A 17,288-nucleotide genomic window follows, 5' to 3' on the forward strand; every position below is an offset into this window, starting at 1 on the left:
TTTGCTTGGCCTTGTAATCTCTGTTTAACAGGCCTTCACCCGAAAGGATCTCGCCCATGCGTTTCAACGGTGTCGCTAAATGGCATGCTGGTAGGTGGATGGTTTTACTTAGTTGTACGGTAGTCTCTGCCGCGTTTGCTGAAGACGACAAACATTTCAGTACGGTCATTGAGCGCGCGCAAGAACTTGCTGAAGCGCCTTATCAAGCCCCCGAAGAGTCGCTGCCTCACGCACTGCGTGAGATCAACTACGATACCTACCGGCAAATTCGCTTTAACCCCGAGCATGCCTACTGGCAAGAGGAGAGCCCCTTTAGCCTGCAGCTGTTTCATAGCGGCTTTATCTTTCAAACGCCGGTTGTTCTCCACGTTATTGAAAATGACACTGTTAATCCGCTGCCCTACTCAGCCGACGATTACTCTTACGATGGTGATGCCCAAGCTCTCAAAGAGCAGGACTTAACCGGCAGTGACCACGCAGGCTTTCGTCTGCATTACCCGCTAAACAACAATGATTACAACGACGAATTTGCGGTGTTTCTTGGCGCGAGCTATTTCCGTATCGTGGGACGCGACCAAGCCTACGGATTATCCACCCGCGGGCTAGCCATTGATACGGGCTCTGCTGAAGGAGAAGAATTCCCGTCGTTCCGCGAATTCTGGCTCTACAAACCCAGTTCAGACGCCGAACAATTTGAGCTGCTGGCGTTAATGGACAGCCCCTCCCTCAGCGGTGCCTACCGATTTATTATCCAGCCTGGTGAAGACACCCAGGTAGAAGTGGAAGCCGAGCTATTTGCTCGGGAAGATGTTGCTAAGCTTGGCGTAGCGCCCCTGACCAGCATGTTTACCTATGGCGACACCAGCCGCGAGCGGCCAGATGATTTTCGCCCACAGGTTCATGACTCCGACGGGCTATTAATACACACCGGTAGCAACGAGTGGATATGGCGCCCGCTAAGCAACCCCGAAAATGTGCATACCTCCGCCTTTGTAGACGAGTCGCCCCAAGGGTTTGGCTTAATGCAGCGAGAACGGGACTTTACCCGCTATCTTGATGCAGAAGCCCACTACCATCGCCGCCCCAGTCAGTGGGTCGTACCCATCGATGAATGGGGGCCTGGTCATGTAGAGCTTGTGGAAATCCCGACCCCCGATGAAACCCATGACAACATCGTGGCTTATTGGGTCGCGGACGATACGCTCAACGCTGGTGAGTCTCGCCGTTTGCATTACCTTACTCATACCCTTAATGGCCAGCCAGAGGCACATACGCTTGGCCGCGCCATTCGCACCCGCCATGGCAGTGCCGCAGGGCCAGGGCAAACAGATTCAGCGGTAGGTGAGCAGCGTCAATTTATTGTCGATTTTCAAGGCGGTGTCCTTGAGGATTTAGCGGCCGACCAACCCGTGGAACTGGATATTTCCATTCAAGATGGTGATGTATTACTCCCCCAGGTAACGGCGCTGCCCGACAACGCTTGGCGCGCCAGCTTTCGCCTACCACCAAGCGACACCCCTGCTGATGTTAGCTTACGGCTGACCTTAAATGGCGAGCCGGTCAGCGAAACGTGGAATTACGTGTGGTATCCAGATGCCTAATACAGGCGCCATAACGCTTCCGATTCCCTGGTTTAGGACGCACCGGACTTTTCTTGTCAAGGAGTCCAGTTAATGCGCCGCCTCTATTTTCAGCGTCTGCGCAGCGCGGGGGGGCTTGCCCGCTCACTGTTTATTTATTGGCGGCCAGGGCGTCAGCGCGGTCTGCAACGTCTGTATCGGCCGTTTATCCAGCCTGGTACTGTTGCTTTTGATATAGGCGCACACCTGGGTGACCGCAGTGCCGCCTTTCATGCCTTGGGCGCAAGAGTGGTCGCCCTTGAACCCCAGCCCGATCTGGCCAAGTGGTTTAAGCGCTTAGTCAACCAACCTACCATCACGCTGCTGCCACTGGCGGCTGGCCCCTCAGCAGGTTTTGCTGAGATTGCAATCAGCCCCAGCAATCCGACGCTTTCAACTCTGGCCACCGAGTGGCGCGAACAGATTGGCGAGCGCAATGCGGGCTTTAGTCAGGTACGTTGGGAGCAGCTACTGAAGGTTCCTGTTACCACGCTAGATGCACTGATTGAAGAGTATGGCGAGCCTAGTTTTATCAAAATAGATGTTGAAGGCTTTGAGGCTGAGGTGCTGGCAGGACTAAGCAGCCCCGTCGCGGCGCTTTCGGTGGAGTTTGTATCGGGTGCACTAGAGGTTAATCAGGCCTGTGTAGAACACTTAAGCCGCCTTGGCGAGTACCGCTATAATGTGGTGGCAGGCGAACAACGCCATTTCCGCTGGAAAGAGTGGCAAGCCCCCCAAGCCATTACCGAATGGCTCGCTACCGGCGCCAAAGAGCTTCCCTCGGGTGATCTTTACGCCTGCCGCGCCGATCACCCCTTGGTTAAGAATTTAATTCCCAATAATGTTGAATAGTTAAAGGCCTGTCACTCCATGACTCACCACTGGCAAACGCTTACCGCTCCACAGCTTGCTGACTTCGCCCAGCGTGACCCGGTGGCCGTGCTGGTGCTTGGCGCTGTTGAACAGCATGGCACGCATCTTCCCTTAGCCACTGATCTGACCATTGGCGAAGGCTTGCAGGCGGCTATGTTGGAGCAGCTTGATCCTTCCCTTGATGTCATCTGCCTGCCGCCAATTGCCGTGGGGGCCAGCGATGAGCACGCAAGCTTCCCCGGCACGCTTAGCCTGCCTGCTTCGCTTTCGATTGCCACCCTAGAAGCCTATGGCGATAGTCTTGCCCGCGTGGGTATTCGCCGCTTGGTATTGTTGAACAGCCACGGCGGCAATAAAGCGGTGATGGACCTGGCAGGATTAACGCTGCGAAGGCGGCATGGTATGCGCGTGGTTAAAGCGACCTACACACGGCTGCCGGCATTGGAAGGTGCGATTGTTGCTGATGAGCTGCGTTACGGCTTACACGGGGGGCTGCTCGAAACCGCGATGATGCGCTATTTGGCACCTTCGCTTGTGCAGCTCGAAAGCTATCAGGCCACACCGCCTGCTGCACCTGAGGGCGATGCCTTAGTGAGTGCCGAAGGTGCCGCCGCCTTTGCCTGGTTAGCAGAAGACTTGAGCACCCACGGCGTGGCTGGCGACGCCACCCACGCTAGCGCTGAATTAGGCGAGCAGTTGGTGAAGCACTATGCTCGTCAGTTAGCGGCAGTGGTGACGGAAACCGCCCACCTACCACCGCTAACCAACTAAACTCGCTTCACAAGAGGGAGGCAGCTTTAGCTCGCGTCCGTTTTGCGCTTAACGCTGGCCACTGAGCACATCTTCCAACAGATGCCCGCCGCGAGTGGCTTTGGCATTTAGATAGCGCTGATTCTGGTCGGTCACACTGCCATACAGCGCTTGCCGAGATACCACCTCAATACCGCCTTGACGTAGCGCCTCCATCTTTAATGGGTTATTGGTCAGCAGTTGCACCTGATCGATCTTGAGCGCGTTGAGCATATCCACCGCCACCGCATACTGGCGCTCGTCGTCACCAAAGCCAAGTACTTGATCCGCATCAACGGTATCCAAACCACCATCTTGCAAGGTATAGGCACGCAGCTTATTGGCTAAGCCGATACCGCGCCCTTCCTGGGCTAAATAGAGCAACACGCCACCGCCCATGGACTGAATATCCGCCACCGCATTGCGTAACTGCTCGCCGCAGTCGCAGCGCAGGCTGCCAAACAGGTCGCCGGTCAAGCAAGCAGAGTGCATTCGCAGTGGCACCGCACTGTCCCAGCTTTCTTGCTGGCCAATCACCACGGCGACATGCTCGCGCAGCCCGTCAGGTTCGCGGAACAGCACAAAGCGGCTGTCTGCAGCGTCTTCCAAGGGAATGTGCGCTTCGCTCACCCGCTTGAGCATACCCTGTGCACCAGCTAGGCACTGCTCTGCATCCTTGGCGTCCACTTCCAGCAGCCGCCCTTCCGCTAACTGCTGCTCAATGCCCGCTAGCGCTTTATCGCTGACAAAGGCACACAGCGCAGCGGGAATTAGCAGAGCGCGACGCATAAGCGTAACGGCACCCAACTCGGCTAGCCCAGCAGGCTGTAAGTCACTAAGTAACTTATTAGCGGGGGGCGGAAGGGACTCAGCAGTGGCTAAACCGTGCAGTTCGCTGGTGCTAATACGCGTCGCTAACGGCAGGCTTGCCGCGTCATCTTTAATCATCGTTCCCATGGCCGCTAAGCGGTGCCGGGTAAGAATTAATGACGGCCTAGCACCTGCCGTTTGGGCAAGCATTTCGACTGATTCACTGCCTTCCAGTGCTTGTACTAGCAAACGCTGGCCATCCGCATTGATCACCACTGGCAAACCGCGGCGGATATCGAAAATAGCTCGTTCAATCTGGTACATATAGGCCTCCTGGCTTCCTGGCGTGGGGGACGTTATGCGCTTGCGCTGAATTGGTCTGGCCCGCATGATAAAGCGGATTTTTAAGCGCGGAGGCGTCATGCCCGACTCCAACGGCAACACTAGTGTTATCGATAAAGAGAGTGGTATTACCCAAGCGGATGCCTGGCAATGGCTGCTGGCCATTCGCCACCAACGCAGTTGCGCCGTGGCAATTGAGCTGCTGCCCAACGGCAAGTGGCAAACGGCCGAGACGGTGACCGCTGAAACGCGCGAACTTTTGGCCTGCCTGACACCGCTGGCCAGCCAACCTCAATGGGTTGTCGCTCAGTTGGGACAGAGTCTTGACGGCCGCATTGCGACGGAGTGCGGCCACTCCCACTACATCAACGGTCATGAAAGTTTGGTGCACCTGCATCGACTGCGAGCCCTGGCCGACGCCGTAGTAGTCGGTGCTGGCACCGCTAGTGCAGACAACCCCCAGCTCACGGTGCGCCACGTAAGCGGTACTAACCCAGCCCGGGTAGTGCTTGACCCAAGGGGACGTATTCCAAACGAATTGGCACTGCTGTGTTCGGACACCGCCCCAACGCTGCACATTGTAGGGCCGAATGTGGCGCTGGCGGCGGCTCATGCCCATGTTCAGCGCTGTGTACTGCCGTTGAATGCCAACGGTCAGTTCAGCCCTGCCGATGTTATCTCCCTGTTGGCGAAAAAAGGCTTGCCTCGTGTGCTGGTTGAAGGTGGCGGCATCACGGTCTCTCAATTCATCGAAGCCAACACTGTCGACAGGCTGCACCTGCTGGTGGCGCCACTGCTGATCGGCTCTGGCAGGCCGGGGCTTCAAATGCCCCCTATTACGACCCTTGAGAGTGCGTTGCGCCCGCCCACGCGCAACTTCCGCTGCGGCGACGACACCCTGTTTGACATGCTGCTGAGGAACGCTGCCACCTGATGGCTGAGCGTTCTCGCGACGGCTTAATGCCACCCAGATGCCCGGCAGACTCGCTAGAAACACCAGTACACCATAGGCCAGCGACACCGCCACACCCTGGGCGGGCGGTAAGCCAACCAACGCCCATACGCCCGCGGCGACCCCTTCACGAAGGCCCCAACCCGCCACCGAAAAAGGAATCAGCATGGCCAGCAGCAGTACCGGGGTTAATGCGAGCACCTGTAGCGCTGGCAACTCAACCCCAATAGCCCTTGCCGCGCACACCATCACCAAGCCATAACTAACCACAATGACCAGTGACGAAAGCAACTGCCGTGGCCACACGCCGCGCTGCAGCAGGCCACGCTTTACGTCTCTGGCTAAGGCTTGGCACCAGTTCGGCAGTTGCCCAAGCCAAGTGCCAAAACGTTGGCGCAACAGCAGCCCACTAACGATTACGAGAATGAACCCTACCGCAACACTCAAGCCAACCGCGGTCACCAGCCCCACCCCCAAGGCGCTATGCCAGAGCGGCGAAAGTAGCAGCGCCGTTAATGTTAGCAATCCCACGGCAACCTGCCCCGAGGCACGCTCAATAATCACCGCGCGCCAAGCGCGACCACGGGACTGAGCCTGAGTAGCATGCCGATGCGCCCGGCCTGCATCGCCTAGTACGCCACCGGGCAGTAGCTGATTGACCAGTAGCGCCAGGTAATACTCACGCAGGGCGTAAGCAAAGCGCAGCGGTACATCGATAAGCCCAGCCGTGAACTGCCAACGCCAGGCACAGAGCATAATTTGTAACGTACTAATGGCGAATGCCAAGGCCACCCAGGCAGCAGACAACCGCTGAACTTCAGCCATTATCTCCTGAGGCTCCACCCATAGCGCCACCGCCGCTAATAAGGCAGTGCTAACCATACTGCGGCGAAGCCACGGCCTGTTTAAGCGAGTACGCCAACGCTCAACAGGCCCCATAGGCTTACGCCTCTTTCCTAGGAGAGCTAAAGAGGGGTACCGCAAATAGGTCACGGTGACCCACCCAAACACCCAATTCGCCTTTTGCGACTGATTGCTGGCGCTGTTGTAACCAAGTGGCAATACGCGCAGCGGCGTCAGGGGCTTGCTCTGTTGCAGCTTCTGCCCAGCCTTCCAACAGTGTCATCATTAATGGCTGTTGGTCACGGTTACCTGCAGCGAGTTGCCAGGGAGTGACGGCTTGCTCGACGCGATAATTGGCCTTCTCCAAAGCCTCAACCAAGGCATCGTGAGCCTGACCACCCAATGCATCGCCCAACCCTTTATCGCGCTGCTGGTGAGCAATGAACATGGCAAGTAGCCAGTGATCTTCGTCATCTAGCACCGGTTCGCCTTGTGGATCGATAAAGTGCCACCCGTCAGTCACACTTAACGCTATTAACAGCCCCTGGTGCTGCTCACAGCAGCGCTTCACTAATACGTCAATCCACTGCTGTGAGACCAAATCCAACAGTGCTGACGCGGTGACTAAATCAACACCGTCTAACGGTATTTTTTCAAGCGCTTCAAGGGAACCACAGTGTGTCTCAACCCTCACCGGCTGGCCTTGGGCATCGCGTAAATTACCCACTCTCTGCTGGGCTTGTTCCAGCAAAATAGTGTCATGATCAATTAGCTTCCAGCGCTGAGGACCGCCCAGGCGCGGAGCAAGAAAACGCATATTGCTGCCCCGCCCGCAGCCTAAATCGGCCACTCGAGGTGTTTGGGTACGTGCGTTCAACCACTCATAAGCTAACTGAGCAATAGGCTGGCTTCGCGAGGCGAAATCAGCCTCTTCACGCAGCGTCAGCCAATCCGCAGCAAACTGGCTACCAGCACGCAGGGCTGAGTTAGGCTGGGCTGAGTTAGACTTGGTTAAGTTAGACTGGGCTGTTAATGCCTCAGCAAATGCAGCGCCCGCTGCCTGCCAGTCGTTTAGTTCATCGCGGGCTTTAGCAGCCCCTTGGCGCAGCTGGTGGCGTAATTCAGCGTCATGGCAGAAGCGACTCAAGGCATCCTGCAGCGCCTCGCTATCGCCGGGTTCAACGCTTAACCCGGCACCAGCAGGCAAGGTATCGCGCAATGCACCGCCGGTAGTGGTAATCACCGGCAGGCCGTGGGCCAGGGCTTCGGTGATGACCATGCCGTAGCCTTCATACCAGGAAGGTAGTACCAGCGCATGGGCGTGCCGGTAGGCCGATTCAAGCGTTTCGCTATCGCACTCGCCGTGTAGATAAACACGGGTTTGCAAGTCATGTTGCTCAATCAACTGCGCTACCCGCTGTGTAAACTCAGGGTCACGCGCGGCGCCATAGCAGTCACACTGCCAATGCTCCCCTGCTACACCCGCTAGCGCCTTAACCAGAACGTCCTGGCCTTTGCGCGGCGTTAGCGTTGCCACGCAGAGTAAGCGCAGCGCCTCTCCAGCTTCAGCCGCAGGACTCATTGGCGCTTGGGCCACGCCCGGCTCAACCACGGTAACATTAGCGCTGAGGGGTAAACCGTAATGGGCAGCCAGCTCCGGTAAGCGCCGGGCGGTAAAGTGACTGGTGACAATAATGCGCGCTGCAGAGGCAAGTGCGCTGAGCTCGCTACGGTGAAAGCGCTGCTGATCGACAGCATCCAGGCCTAGCTCGTCGCCTAGGGGGTGATGTAGCAATGCCGTTATTTGCAGACGCTGCGCATGCTGAGCGACAACTGCTGGCAGCGCTCCCATGGCAAGGCCATCGATGACTACCGCGGCACCTTCCGGTAACGCTTCTAGCGCTTGTGAAAGCGCCGCTGCCGCCTCGGCATCCGCATCGGGAAACCGACCGGCAAGGCCTATCACATCAATATCCCAGCCCTGGTCACGCAAGGCCGAGACAATGTGCGCATCATAGAGATAGCCGCCGGTGCGCTGTGCAGGGTCACCGGCAACCATTAAGGTGAACCGCTGACTCATAGCGCGCCTTCGTAGCTGGCCCAGGCCACATGGGATTCGTGCAGTTTGATCTCCATATGGGTAATACCCTTGGCGGTAGTGCCCATTTTTCCTTCACCAATAGCGTTGGCAAGCTGGTCGAAAATCACCTTGGCCATAAACTCAGTGGTAGTATTTTTGCCCTTAAACTCAGGCACTTCATCCAGGTTGCTGAAGTTATAGCCTGACAGCACCGCCTTGACCGTTTCACTGGCCAAGCCGATATCGATCACCAGACCATCTTCATCCAGTTCTGGACGCTGGAAGACAACATCGACCACGTAGGTCGCCCCGTGGGTGCGCTGGGCAGGACCGAAAATTTCGCCCTTAAAACTATGGGCAATCATAAAGTGGTCACGGACACATAAACGGTACATACAAACTCCTAAACAGTGATAAGTGAAACGGATAGTGTGAAATAGGTAAGCGCGTTATGAGGGATCATGTAGGCAGTAACGCAGGCGGTGACAAAGCGCCGTGCTCTCAGGGCCAAATAGTTTCGGGGCAAGTGTGGTCAACTGTGCGAAGTCACTTTCATCGCTGATCAGCGCATCCAATCGCTCATCTGCCAATAGACTCAGCGCTAACGCTAAGCGGCGTTGATAATCCCAACGGGGGCGCAATTTGGGCGGCAGCTGGCCGACTTGACTGGCTTTTAGCGTGAGCCGTTGGGAGTGAAAAGCGCCTCCCAACGGAATCGACACATTGCCTTCGCCAAACCAGCTCATCTCGATAATGCGACCTTCACTGCCGACGACTTCAAGCGCTTGGCGTAGCCCTTCAGGATGGCCGCTGGCATGAATCACGCAGTCTTGGTCTTGAGGCGCGTGCTCGGAAGTGCAAAATGCGATGCCTAGTTGCTCGGCAAGCTGGCGACGTTCAGGGTTAATATCGACTAAATGCACGTCAACGCCGGGTATCTGAGCACACAGATACGCGACTAGCGTGCCGACAACTCCCGCACCAATCACACAGATCCGCTCACCCAGCATGGGCTCGGCGTCCCATACACCGTTAATCGCCGTTTCCATATTAGCAGCCAAAACAGCACGCTTGGCGGGCACGTTAGCGGGCACTTCAAGCACCGCCGTGGCAGGCACGACGTAGTAATCTTGGTGGGGAAAGAGACAAAAAACGGTTTTATGCAGCAGGTTATCAGGCCCGTATTCGACCTGCCCCACGCTGCAGTAACCATATTTAACCGGGGCAGGAAACTCGCCCGCTTGAAAGGGTGCCTGCATGCGTGAAAACTCGCTTTCAGGCACGCGACCGTTGAACACCAACGATTCGGTGCCACGGCTAATACCGCTGTACAAAGTGCGTACTAGCACTTCATCCTGCGCAGGATGAGCGAGTGTTTCACGCCGTAGCTCGCCTTCTGCCGGGTTAGTTACCCAAAAAGCAGTGGCGCAGAGCTTGTAGCCGTCCGAATTGCTTTTTCCAACTTGGCTTTCACCAACCTGGCTTTCACCAATCGGGTTCCTACCAACATCGTCAGGCGCCATCATGGCTATTCCTTTTCATTATGAGCTCACGCGCAGTGGGCTCTTTTTCATTCCGTTGAACATGGCGAAGTACCCTGGCACCGCCTATCAAGCAGGCATCGCGCGACAAACGTCTTAACACGGTTCCAATCGGAGTTGTCACATGCAGGACGGTTTGCACTTGGTCTCACCTTCTTCAGAGTAGCGTCTGAAAAGAAAATATTCGATTACCTATTTTAAACACTTGATACTGAGCGCTGTCTTTTCACTGTCATGTGGACAACCCTACCTTCTTCTACAAGAATGGTACATATAAAAATAGTTGCATCATTTATCTTAACTGCGGTCAGCGACACCGCTACGTGAGTCACCATGCCGCACTTTTTGAATATTTCGTCTTACTCCATACCGAAGCGGCTTTATAGCGTAGGTGAGCTACTCCTAGGCGGCTTGCTATTAGCCTTAATCGGCAATGTACTGCCTCAACTGATGGCTACTTCTGTCAACTGGTGGGTGACGGGGTTGTCCTATGTATTTATTGCAACGCTGGTGCTTATTTACTGGCCCTATGGCCCCCTGGGATGGGCAAACCGCGTCACCCTAACGCGTGCGGTGCTGGTCGCGCTACTGACAGGCGCGCTGGTTGCCAATGCCTTTGTAGCGGCCATTTGGCAGTGGCTATCTATCGCCGTTATTGCGCTTATGCTGGACGGTGTCGATGGCTGGATAGCAAGACGGACGAAAAGCCACTCGCTGTTCGGCGCTCGCTTTGATATGGAGCTGGATGCGTTGCTGATTTTGCTGCTGTGCGTGGGATTATGGCGGCTAGAATCCTTGGGCCTGTGGGTAGTGTTGATTGGGGGGATGCGCTACCTATTTGTGGCCGCCAGTTGGCAGTTCACGTGGCTCTCCCAGCCGTTGTTTGAAAGCTTCCGGCGCAAAGCGGTGTGTGTCTGGCAGGTGGTGGCGCTGCTGTTAGCGTTAACGCCGCTCACCTCCCACCTTTTTGCCACCCTGCTGGCCGTTAGTGCGTTGATCTCGTTAACCTATTCGTTTGGGTTCGACGTGTGGTGGTTATATCGCAAGCGCCAGCATTAGGCTGGCGCACTTTCACCTCTAGCTATCACAATCCCTACCTCCACCTACCTCTCACAATCACTTTATTGCCCATTCATAAGCAGTACTTGCCATGGATTTTCTTAAAAACGATATAGATATCATAAAATGTAATTATGGAATAAAAGATATATTTAATATTCTTTTTGTGAATATCAAATATTTTCAAGGAATCGATACCGCTCGCTATGAATATTCAGCAACTGCGCATCGTACGCGAGACAGTGCGTCAGCACTTTAGTCTTACTGAGGCCTCTAACGCGCTTTACACCTCTCAATCGGGAGCAAGTAAGCACATTCGCGATTTGGAAGAAGAGCTTGGCGTAGAGCTATTTGAACGGCGAGGCAAACGCATTCTGGGCCTAACTGTGGCAGGCAGCACACTGATCGACTGCATCGAGCGTATTTTGTTGGATGTCGAAAATCTTAAGCGTTCTGCGCATCAGTTGACCCATGAAGATCAAGGCAGTTTAGCGATTGCCACTACCCATACCCAGGCACGCTATGCCCTACCGCCGATTATTGCGAGCTTTAAGCAGGCTTTTCCCAAGGTTCATTTAGAGCTTCATCAGTGCAGCCCTGAAGAAATTGTCTCAATGCTGAAAGCAGGCAAAGTGGATATCGGCATTGCCACCGAAGCGCTGAATGAAGAGGGGCAGCTATTTGCCTGCTTCCCTTTTTACCACTGGTACCACGGCGTGGTGGTTCCAGAGGAGCATCCACTGAATGATGGTTCACCACTGTCGCTGGAGCGCATCACTCAGCACCCTATCGTGACTTATCACGAAGGGTTCACCGGCCGTGCTCGCATCGACACAGCGTTTTCTGCTGCCGATGTCTACCCCGATATAGTGCTTACCGCCCTTGATGCGGATGTCATCAAAACCTATGTCGAGCTGGGCATGGGCGTTGGCTTGATCGCCTCAATGGCTTATCACGAGCAGCGTGACCAAGGGCTTAAGCTACTAGATGCCAGCAGCCTATTTCCCCGCAACACCACTTATCTTGCGCTACGACGCGGTCACTTTCTGCGTGGCTATGCCTACCAGTTTTTAAAACTTTGCCGTGAAAACCTGGATGAAGACACCGTTCAGCGTGTGTTAGCAGGTCGCCCAGACTAGCGTCTTACCAAGTCCCCTTCTTGCTAACCTCTTTTTGCTAATTTCTTTTTCTCAGTTTTTTTCGATTTATCCAATACATAGCTGACGGGCAGGTGGCCTTCACCTGTCCGTTATTGTTCTGTTTGGCAGGAAAACACTAATCATAAAAAGATATAAGCAATCCGTTTTTTATTCGTTAATTAGAATAAAAACAGTCATTAGGCTGTGTCCATCTACCCAACAAGCGATTATTTGACTGGAGCAGCCCCTATGCAAACTATTCACTCTTCCAATACTTGGCAGCTTTCCAAACTCACCGCCGCCATTCTTCTCGGCGGTGCCTTACTCACTGGTGCGCTTACACTTAGCACACCCGCGCAAGCTCAAAGCGATCGCGTTGAGTTACTCAACGTCTCTTACGACCCCACCCGTGAGTTCTATCGCGAGTACAACGATTTATTCAATACGTATTGGCAAGCCGAGCACGACCAGACTGTCACGGTTCGCCAATCCCACGGCGGCTCAGGCTCACAAGGCCGTGCCATTATTGATGGTATTGATGCAGATGTTGCCACGCTTGCGCTAGCTTACGATATAGACGCCCTTCATGACCGCGCAGACCTGATTCCTCAGGATTGGCAATCCCGTCTACCTAACAACAGTTCTCCCTACACCTCTACCATTGTGTTGCTAGTACGTGATGGCAATCCAAAGAACATTCAAGATTGGGATGATTTAGCGCGTGAAGACGTTGAAGTCATTACCCCTAATCCGAAAACCTCAGGCGGTGCACGCTGGAACTTCCTGGCGCTATGGGGTTATGGATTAGAGCAGTTCGATGGTGATGAAGAACAGACTTATGAGTTCGTTCGCCAAGTTTACGAAAACGTTCCCGTACTGGATCCAGGTGCCCGTGGCGCGACTAACACCTTCGTACAACGTCGTTTGGGTGACGTTTTCATCGCATGGGAAAACGAGGCCATTCTATCTGTAGAGCAGTTGGGCGCAGGTGATTACGAAATTATCGTGCCATCGTTAAGTATTTTGGCAGAACCACCTGTCACCATCATTGATACCAATGTGGACCGAAAGGGCACGCGAGAAGTCGCTGAGGCCTATTTGGAACATCTCTATTCTGATGAAGCGCAGCACTTAGCGGCTAAACATTATTATCGCCCTAGCAATCAGGAAATTTTGGCCGAGTACAGCGAAGAATTCCCAGGGTTAGACCTTTTCACGATTGATGACGTCTTTGGTGGCTGGCAAGAAGCCCAACCACGCTTCTTTAACGATGGCGGTGTCTTCGACGACATTCTTGAAGCGATCAACACCCAGTAATCGAGTTTGACCAACCTGCCAGGGGGTTTACGCCTCCTGGCATTTTAGTGGGAAGCCTATATGTCGATCACCTTAGTCAAACGCCGGGTCATTCCCGGGTTCGGTCTTACCATGGGGTTCACCCTGCTTTACATGGGCCTGGTGTTTCTGATCCCCGTGGGTGCCTTTTTGCTTTACACCACCACCATGAGCTGGGAGACGTTTTGGAATGCAATTAGCCAGCGGCAGGTGGTGGCCTCCTACAAGCTATCGTTTGGTGGTTCGTTAATTGCAGCAACGATCAATCTGGTCTTTGGCGCATTGGTTGCCTGGGTACTGGTTCGCTACCGGTTTCCAGGTAAGCGCTTTGTGGATGCGCTGGTGGATCTACCCTTTGCCCTCCCCACCGCAGTAGCCGGTATCGCACTAGTGACGCTATACGCCAGCACCGGTTGGGTGGGCCAGTACCTAGATATTTTTGGTATACGCGTTGCCTATACACAACTGGGTGCCGTCATTGCCCTAACCTATATCGGGCTACCCTTCGTTGTGCGCACCGTGCAGCCAGTATTGGAAGACTTAGAAGCGGAGCTGGAAGAAGCATCGGCAAGCCTTGGGGCGGATCGGCTTACCACTATTCGCCGCGTTATCTTTCCAGCCCTTTTCCCAGCGCTGCTAACCGGTTACGCACTGGCGTTTGCCCGTGCACTAGGTGAATACGGTTCGGTGGTGTTTATCTCCGGCAACATGCCGTTTCGTACCGAAATTACGCCGCTGTTGATCGTCTCTAAAGCAGAACAGTACGACTACCACGGGGCAGCTGCGATTGGCACCGTAATGCTGGTGGCAGCATTTTTAATGCTGTTAATCATTAACGGACTGCAGTGGTGGGCCAGCCGCCGCCATGGATAACAGGAGAGTACCGTGACAACGCCATTAACGGTTATTGATACCAATGACACCATTGCCAAGCGCTGGCGACGCGCCACCGAAGAGCCCGCTTGGATTCGCATCACTTTAATCACCATTGCCTTAACGTTTTTAACGCTCTTTTTAGTGCTTCCCCTGACGGTGGTGCTTTACGGCGCTTTTGAACGCGGCATCGGGGTTTGGTATGCGGCAGTAAGTGATCCTGATGCGCTATCTGCCATTCGCTTAACGTTACTTATCGTGGCGATTGTAGTGCCGCTTAATACGCTCTTTGGGGTGGCGGCAGCGTGGTCTATCGCCAAATTTGAGTTCCGCGGCAAATCAATTTTGATCTCACTGATCGATATGCCGTTTGCTATCTCACCTGTGGTGGTGGGCTTAATTTTCGTGATTTTGTTCGGTTCACAAGGGTGGCTGGGGCCATGGCTATCTTCCCATGACATGCGAATTATCTTTGCCGTGCCTGGCATCGTCATCGTCATTGCCTTTGGAACGCTACCATTTATTGCCCGAGAGCTGATCCCTCTTATGCAGCAGCAGGGTAAAGAGGAAGAGGAAGCCTCGTTAACGCTCGGTGCCAATGGCTGGAAAACCTTCTGGTACGTCACCCTTCCCAATATTAAGTGGGGACTCATTTACGGCATCATTCTGTGTAATGCCCGTGCCATGGGTGAATTCGGCGCGGTAGCGGTGGTGTCAGGTCGCATTCGCGGTGAAACCAACACCATGCCCCTACACATTGAAGTGCTCTACAACGAATACATGTTTACCGCCGCTTTTGCCGTCTCTTCGCTTTTGACAGGCCTTGCACTAGTCACCATTGCGATTAAGAGCGCCGTTGAGTGGAACGATGAACGCCGCCAACGTATAGCCGCCGCCTGATCCCTCAGCGCATCATAGAGATAAGAGACTATTTATGAGCATCGAAATCGATCACGTTAATAAACACTTTCGCGACTTTGTCGCGGTCGACAATGTCAGCCTAACGTTCCGTGATGGCGAACTCACTGCCCTGCTCGGCCCTTCTGGTTCCGGCAAGACCACGCTTTTACGCATCATAGCCGGACTAGAGCAGCCAGACACCGGCAGAATCCGCTTTCACGGCGAAGACACCACTGACCTGCACGTCAGCGAGCGCGGTGTTGGCTTTGTGTTTCAGCACTATGCCCTGTTCAAGCATATGACCGTGTTTCAAAACGTCGCTTACGGGTTAACCGTCCGGCCACGCAAAACCCGTCCCAGCAAAGATGAAATTAAGCAGAAAGTCATGCGTTTGCTGGAACTCGTACAACTGGACTGGACCGCCCACCGCTACCCACATCAGCTCTCTGGCGGCCAGCGCCAACGAATTGCGCTGGCCCGTGCCCTGGCGGTGGAGCCTAAAGTGCTGTTGCTGGATGAGCCTTTCGGCGCACTGGATGCCAAAGTGCGTGCCGAACTACGCCGCTGGCTGCGCCGATTACACGACGATATTCACGTGACCAGCGTGTTCGTTACCCATGACCAGGAGGAGGCGCTGGAAGTCTCAGACCGGGTTGTGGTGATGAACAAAGGCCGCGTTGAGCAGGATGGTTCACCGGAGGATGTTTATGACCACCCGGCCAACCCTTTTGTGTACCAATTCCTCGGCAATGTGAACCTCTTTCATGCGCGTGTTCATGATGGGATCGCCCGCATTGGCGATGTGCAACTGCCAGCGCCTGAATTTCAAGGCTACAAAAATGAGCAAGGTCAGGCGTATGTAAGGCCACATGAGATTGAGGTATTCGCCGGGCGTGAACACTCAGATGCACTGCATGCCAAAATTGAGGTGGTATCGGTAGTAGGCCCTACCGTTCGTCTTGAACTGCGCACCGACAATAGCGAAGAGCTTGTTCACGCAGAGCTTACCAAGCACCGCTTCCGCGCCTTAGGCTTAGCACAGGGTGGTGATGCCTGGATTCGCCCCACTTACAGCCGCGTGTTCTTGCCGGATGAACGTGTTTCAAACGGCTAAGGGCCTAATGAGAAAGTGGCGTCGCTGGTGCAAGCAGCACCAGCGGCCAGCTTCCCCTCCTGACAAAACCCAACCAGCCTCATGGTATGGGCCGCGTGACATTATTGATTGGGTGGATGGGCCTTGAGTGATATTGAAAGTTAACAAAGGTAAACAAGAGTGGCGTTTATGCCTGCGATAACTCGATACTATTCTCCATTAATAAACCACTCACCAACGTCGGCTCCAACTGGGTCATAATTCCCAAGTCTCCAGGTCGATCAAGCTTTGGCCACCACACATTTAAGCCTGCGCGTCTCGCATCCTTGCTCCACTCCGTTAAGCGGGGGAAGTGTTCGCGACTTTTGCGCGCCAGCGGCAATGCATCCGGCGGTGGCGTTACCCAGCGTATACCGTTCTGCTTCAACCGCTGCCACTCGTTAGCAGTAGTACCCAACGGCACGGCTTGTGCCAACAGTGGATAGCCACGCTGGTGAAAGCTATGGGCTGCGGCCTGAGCATGCTCCTCTTCCAGTACCACTGAGCCATCTAGCCGCAAGACCACTTGGCTAGGATGCAGCCCCAACTGGGTTAACAGGCTTTCAAAAACACTACCATGAGAAACCTCGACGGCCTGGATATGGCGCCAGTGCACATCGACAATCAGCGGCTTTGCATTGGCCCCATTCAGGGCCAAATGATTCAAGGCATGAAGAACCCGTAAAAAACGGTCTAAAAAAACCACATCTTCCTGGTTCCACGAGAGAAAATAGAGCCAGTCTGATGGGTGAGGTACATCGTGTTGGTCACGAATTTCCACCCCGGCTTCCCAGGCAGCAATATCTAACCGATCTAATGAGAAAATAGGCTGTTGCGATGGATACAGTGTCAGATTGGAGAGTTTCGCCCATATCCGCTCACTCTCCCAATAAAACGCCGCATGGTGTCGCAGGCTGGCGTTTGGATTAAAAACGTCGAGGTGCTCATTTAAGTAGTGGGTGACTTGTGTTAACGGCATTAGAAAGTCTCCTTTTTCGGCA

General features: G+C 54.5%; 15 protein-coding genes and 1 pseudogene. 10 read left to right on the forward strand and 6 right to left on the reverse strand.

The features are described from left to right. Positions 1 to 56 precede the first annotated feature (56 nt). From ACQKE4_RS01900 to ACQKE4_RS01910, 3 genes are all read left to right on the forward strand, one after another. Positions 57 to 1,601 (forward strand): glucan biosynthesis protein, encoded by a 1,545-nt coding sequence (locus tag ACQKE4_RS01900; protein WP_427386637.1) that lies wholly within the window; start codon positions 57 to 59, stop codon positions 1,599 to 1,601. Positions 1,602 to 1,673: 72 nt separating this feature from the next. After that, a complete protein-coding gene (locus ACQKE4_RS01905; RefSeq protein ID WP_427386638.1) occupies positions 1,674 to 2,471 on the forward strand; it encodes an FkbM family methyltransferase in 798 nt (265 codons plus the stop codon). 18 nt (positions 2,472 to 2,489) lie between these two features. Further along, the gene (locus ACQKE4_RS01910; protein ID WP_427386639.1) at positions 2,490 to 3,263 is read left to right on the forward strand and encodes a creatininase family protein; all 774 of its coding nucleotides are present in this window, start codon (positions 2,490 to 2,492) and stop codon (positions 3,261 to 3,263) included. Positions 3,264 to 3,311: 48 nt separating this feature from the next. Here ACQKE4_RS01910 and ribA read toward each other — a convergent pair whose 3' ends face one another. Then, a complete protein-coding gene (gene ribA / locus ACQKE4_RS01915) occupies positions 3,312 to 4,415 on the reverse strand; it encodes a GTP cyclohydrolase II RibA (protein WP_427386640.1) in 1,104 nt (367 codons plus the stop codon). 97 nt (positions 4,416 to 4,512) lie between these two features. Between ribA and ACQKE4_RS01920 the strand changes: the two genes are divergently transcribed. Next, on the forward strand, positions 4,513 to 5,367 hold the full coding sequence (locus ACQKE4_RS01920) for a RibD family protein (protein WP_427386690.1): 855 nt from the start codon (positions 4,513 to 4,515) through the stop codon (positions 5,365 to 5,367). A 54-nt stretch (positions 5,368 to 5,421) separates the two neighbouring features. Here ACQKE4_RS01920 and ACQKE4_RS01925 read toward each other — a convergent pair. The 4 genes and pseudogenes from ACQKE4_RS01925 to ACQKE4_RS01940 form a co-directional block, all read right to left on the reverse strand. After that, positions 5,422 to 6,324: pseudogene (locus ACQKE4_RS01925) on the reverse strand (lysylphosphatidylglycerol synthase transmembrane domain-containing protein); the annotation flags it as partial. A 4-nt stretch (positions 6,325 to 6,328) separates the two neighbouring features. Next, positions 6,329 to 8,308 carry a glycosyltransferase gene (locus ACQKE4_RS01930; protein WP_427386641.1) on the reverse strand — a complete coding sequence of 660 codons (1,980 nt, stop codon included), beginning with the start codon at positions 8,306 to 8,308 and terminating at the stop codon, positions 6,329 to 6,331. Then, positions 8,305 to 8,703, reverse strand: a complete 399-nt coding sequence (locus tag ACQKE4_RS01935) for a 6-pyruvoyl trahydropterin synthase family protein (RefSeq protein WP_427386642.1) — start codon at positions 8,701 to 8,703, stop codon at positions 8,305 to 8,307. The genes ACQKE4_RS01930 and ACQKE4_RS01935 overlap by 4 nt, the downstream gene beginning before the upstream one ends. Positions 8,704 to 8,757: 54 nt before the next feature. Beyond that, positions 8,758 to 9,834 (reverse strand): zinc-dependent alcohol dehydrogenase, encoded by a 1,077-nt coding sequence (locus ACQKE4_RS01940; RefSeq protein ID WP_427386643.1) that lies wholly within the window; start codon positions 9,832 to 9,834, stop codon positions 8,758 to 8,760. A gap of 348 nt (positions 9,835 to 10,182) precedes the next feature. Between ACQKE4_RS01940 and ACQKE4_RS01945 the strand changes: the two genes are divergently transcribed. From ACQKE4_RS01945 to ACQKE4_RS01970, 6 genes are all read left to right on the forward strand, one after another. Next, on the forward strand, positions 10,183 to 10,908 hold the full coding sequence (locus ACQKE4_RS01945) for a CDP-alcohol phosphatidyltransferase family protein (protein ID WP_427386644.1): 726 nt from the start codon (positions 10,183 to 10,185) through the stop codon (positions 10,906 to 10,908). 206 nt (positions 10,909 to 11,114) lie between these two features. Then, entirely contained in the window at positions 11,115 to 12,047 is a 933-nt protein-coding gene (locus ACQKE4_RS01950; RefSeq protein ID WP_427386645.1) for a CysB family HTH-type transcriptional regulator, read from the forward strand. A 249-nt stretch (positions 12,048 to 12,296) separates the two neighbouring features. After that, positions 12,297 to 13,364: a sulfate ABC transporter substrate-binding protein gene (locus ACQKE4_RS01955; protein WP_427386646.1), complete on the forward strand. Its 1,068-nt coding sequence runs from the start codon at positions 12,297 to 12,299 to the stop codon at positions 13,362 to 13,364. 60 nt (positions 13,365 to 13,424) lie between these two features. Next, positions 13,425 to 14,255, forward strand: a complete 831-nt coding sequence (gene cysT / locus ACQKE4_RS01960) for a sulfate ABC transporter permease subunit CysT (RefSeq protein ID WP_427386647.1) — start codon at positions 13,425 to 13,427, stop codon at positions 14,253 to 14,255. A 12-nt stretch (positions 14,256 to 14,267) separates the two neighbouring features. Next, positions 14,268 to 15,155, forward strand: a complete 888-nt coding sequence (gene cysW / locus ACQKE4_RS01965; RefSeq protein ID WP_427386648.1) for a sulfate ABC transporter permease subunit CysW — start codon at positions 14,268 to 14,270, stop codon at positions 15,153 to 15,155. Between the two features lie 34 nt (positions 15,156 to 15,189). Continuing rightward, a complete protein-coding gene (locus tag ACQKE4_RS01970) occupies positions 15,190 to 16,269 on the forward strand; it encodes a sulfate/molybdate ABC transporter ATP-binding protein (protein ID WP_427386649.1) in 1,080 nt (359 codons plus the stop codon). A 166-nt stretch (positions 16,270 to 16,435) separates the two neighbouring features. On the opposite strand, the gene ACQKE4_RS01975 is transcribed toward ACQKE4_RS01970, so the two are convergent. Then, positions 16,436 to 17,266 carry a hypothetical protein gene (locus ACQKE4_RS01975; protein ID WP_427386650.1) on the reverse strand — a complete coding sequence of 277 codons (831 nt, stop codon included), beginning with the start codon at positions 17,264 to 17,266 and terminating at the stop codon, positions 16,436 to 16,438. Positions 17,267 to 17,288: the final 22 nt, after the last annotated feature.

Source organism: Halomonas sp. NPDC076908 (genome assembly GCF_050269715.1).
Classification (GTDB): Bacteria; Pseudomonadota; Gammaproteobacteria; order Pseudomonadales; family Halomonadaceae; genus Vreelandella.

Excerpts from the sequence above, each read along its gene's own strand:
- ACQKE4_RS01920 (WP_427386690.1), top strand. The coding sequence starts at position 4,513 with ATGCCCGACTCCAACGGCAACACTAGTGTTATCGATAAAGAGAGTGGT.
- ACQKE4_RS01910 (WP_427386639.1), top strand. The coding sequence starts at position 2,490 with ATGACTCACCACTGGCAAACGCTTACCGCTCCACAGCTTGCTGACTTC.
- ACQKE4_RS01900 (WP_427386637.1), top strand. The coding sequence starts at position 57 with ATGCGTTTCAACGGTGTCGCTAAATGGCATGCTGGTAGGTGGATGGTT.
- ACQKE4_RS01935 (WP_427386642.1), bottom strand. The coding sequence starts at position 8,703 with ATGTACCGTTTATGTGTCCGTGACCACTTTATGATTGCCCATAGTTTT.
- ribA (WP_427386640.1), bottom strand. The coding sequence starts at position 4,415 with ATGTACCAGATTGAACGAGCTATTTTCGATATCCGCCGCGGTTTGCCA.
- ACQKE4_RS01930 (WP_427386641.1), bottom strand. The coding sequence starts at position 8,308 with ATGAGTCAGCGGTTCACCTTAATGGTTGCCGGTGACCCTGCACAGCGC.
- ACQKE4_RS01970 (WP_427386649.1), top strand. The coding sequence starts at position 15,190 with ATGAGCATCGAAATCGATCACGTTAATAAACACTTTCGCGACTTTGTC.
- ACQKE4_RS01975 (WP_427386650.1), bottom strand. The coding sequence starts at position 17,266 with ATGCCGTTAACACAAGTCACCCACTACTTAAATGAGCACCTCGACGTT.
- ACQKE4_RS01955 (WP_427386646.1), top strand. The coding sequence starts at position 12,297 with ATGCAAACTATTCACTCTTCCAATACTTGGCAGCTTTCCAAACTCACC.
- ACQKE4_RS01945 (WP_427386644.1), top strand. The coding sequence starts at position 10,183 with ATGCCGCACTTTTTGAATATTTCGTCTTACTCCATACCGAAGCGGCTT.
- ACQKE4_RS01905 (WP_427386638.1), top strand. The coding sequence starts at position 1,674 with ATGCGCCGCCTCTATTTTCAGCGTCTGCGCAGCGCGGGGGGGCTTGCC.
- cysT (WP_427386647.1), top strand. The coding sequence starts at position 13,425 with ATGTCGATCACCTTAGTCAAACGCCGGGTCATTCCCGGGTTCGGTCTT.
- ACQKE4_RS01940 (WP_427386643.1), bottom strand. The coding sequence starts at position 9,834 with ATGATGGCGCCTGACGATGTTGGTAGGAACCCGATTGGTGAAAGCCAG.
- ACQKE4_RS01950 (WP_427386645.1), top strand. The coding sequence starts at position 11,115 with ATGAATATTCAGCAACTGCGCATCGTACGCGAGACAGTGCGTCAGCAC.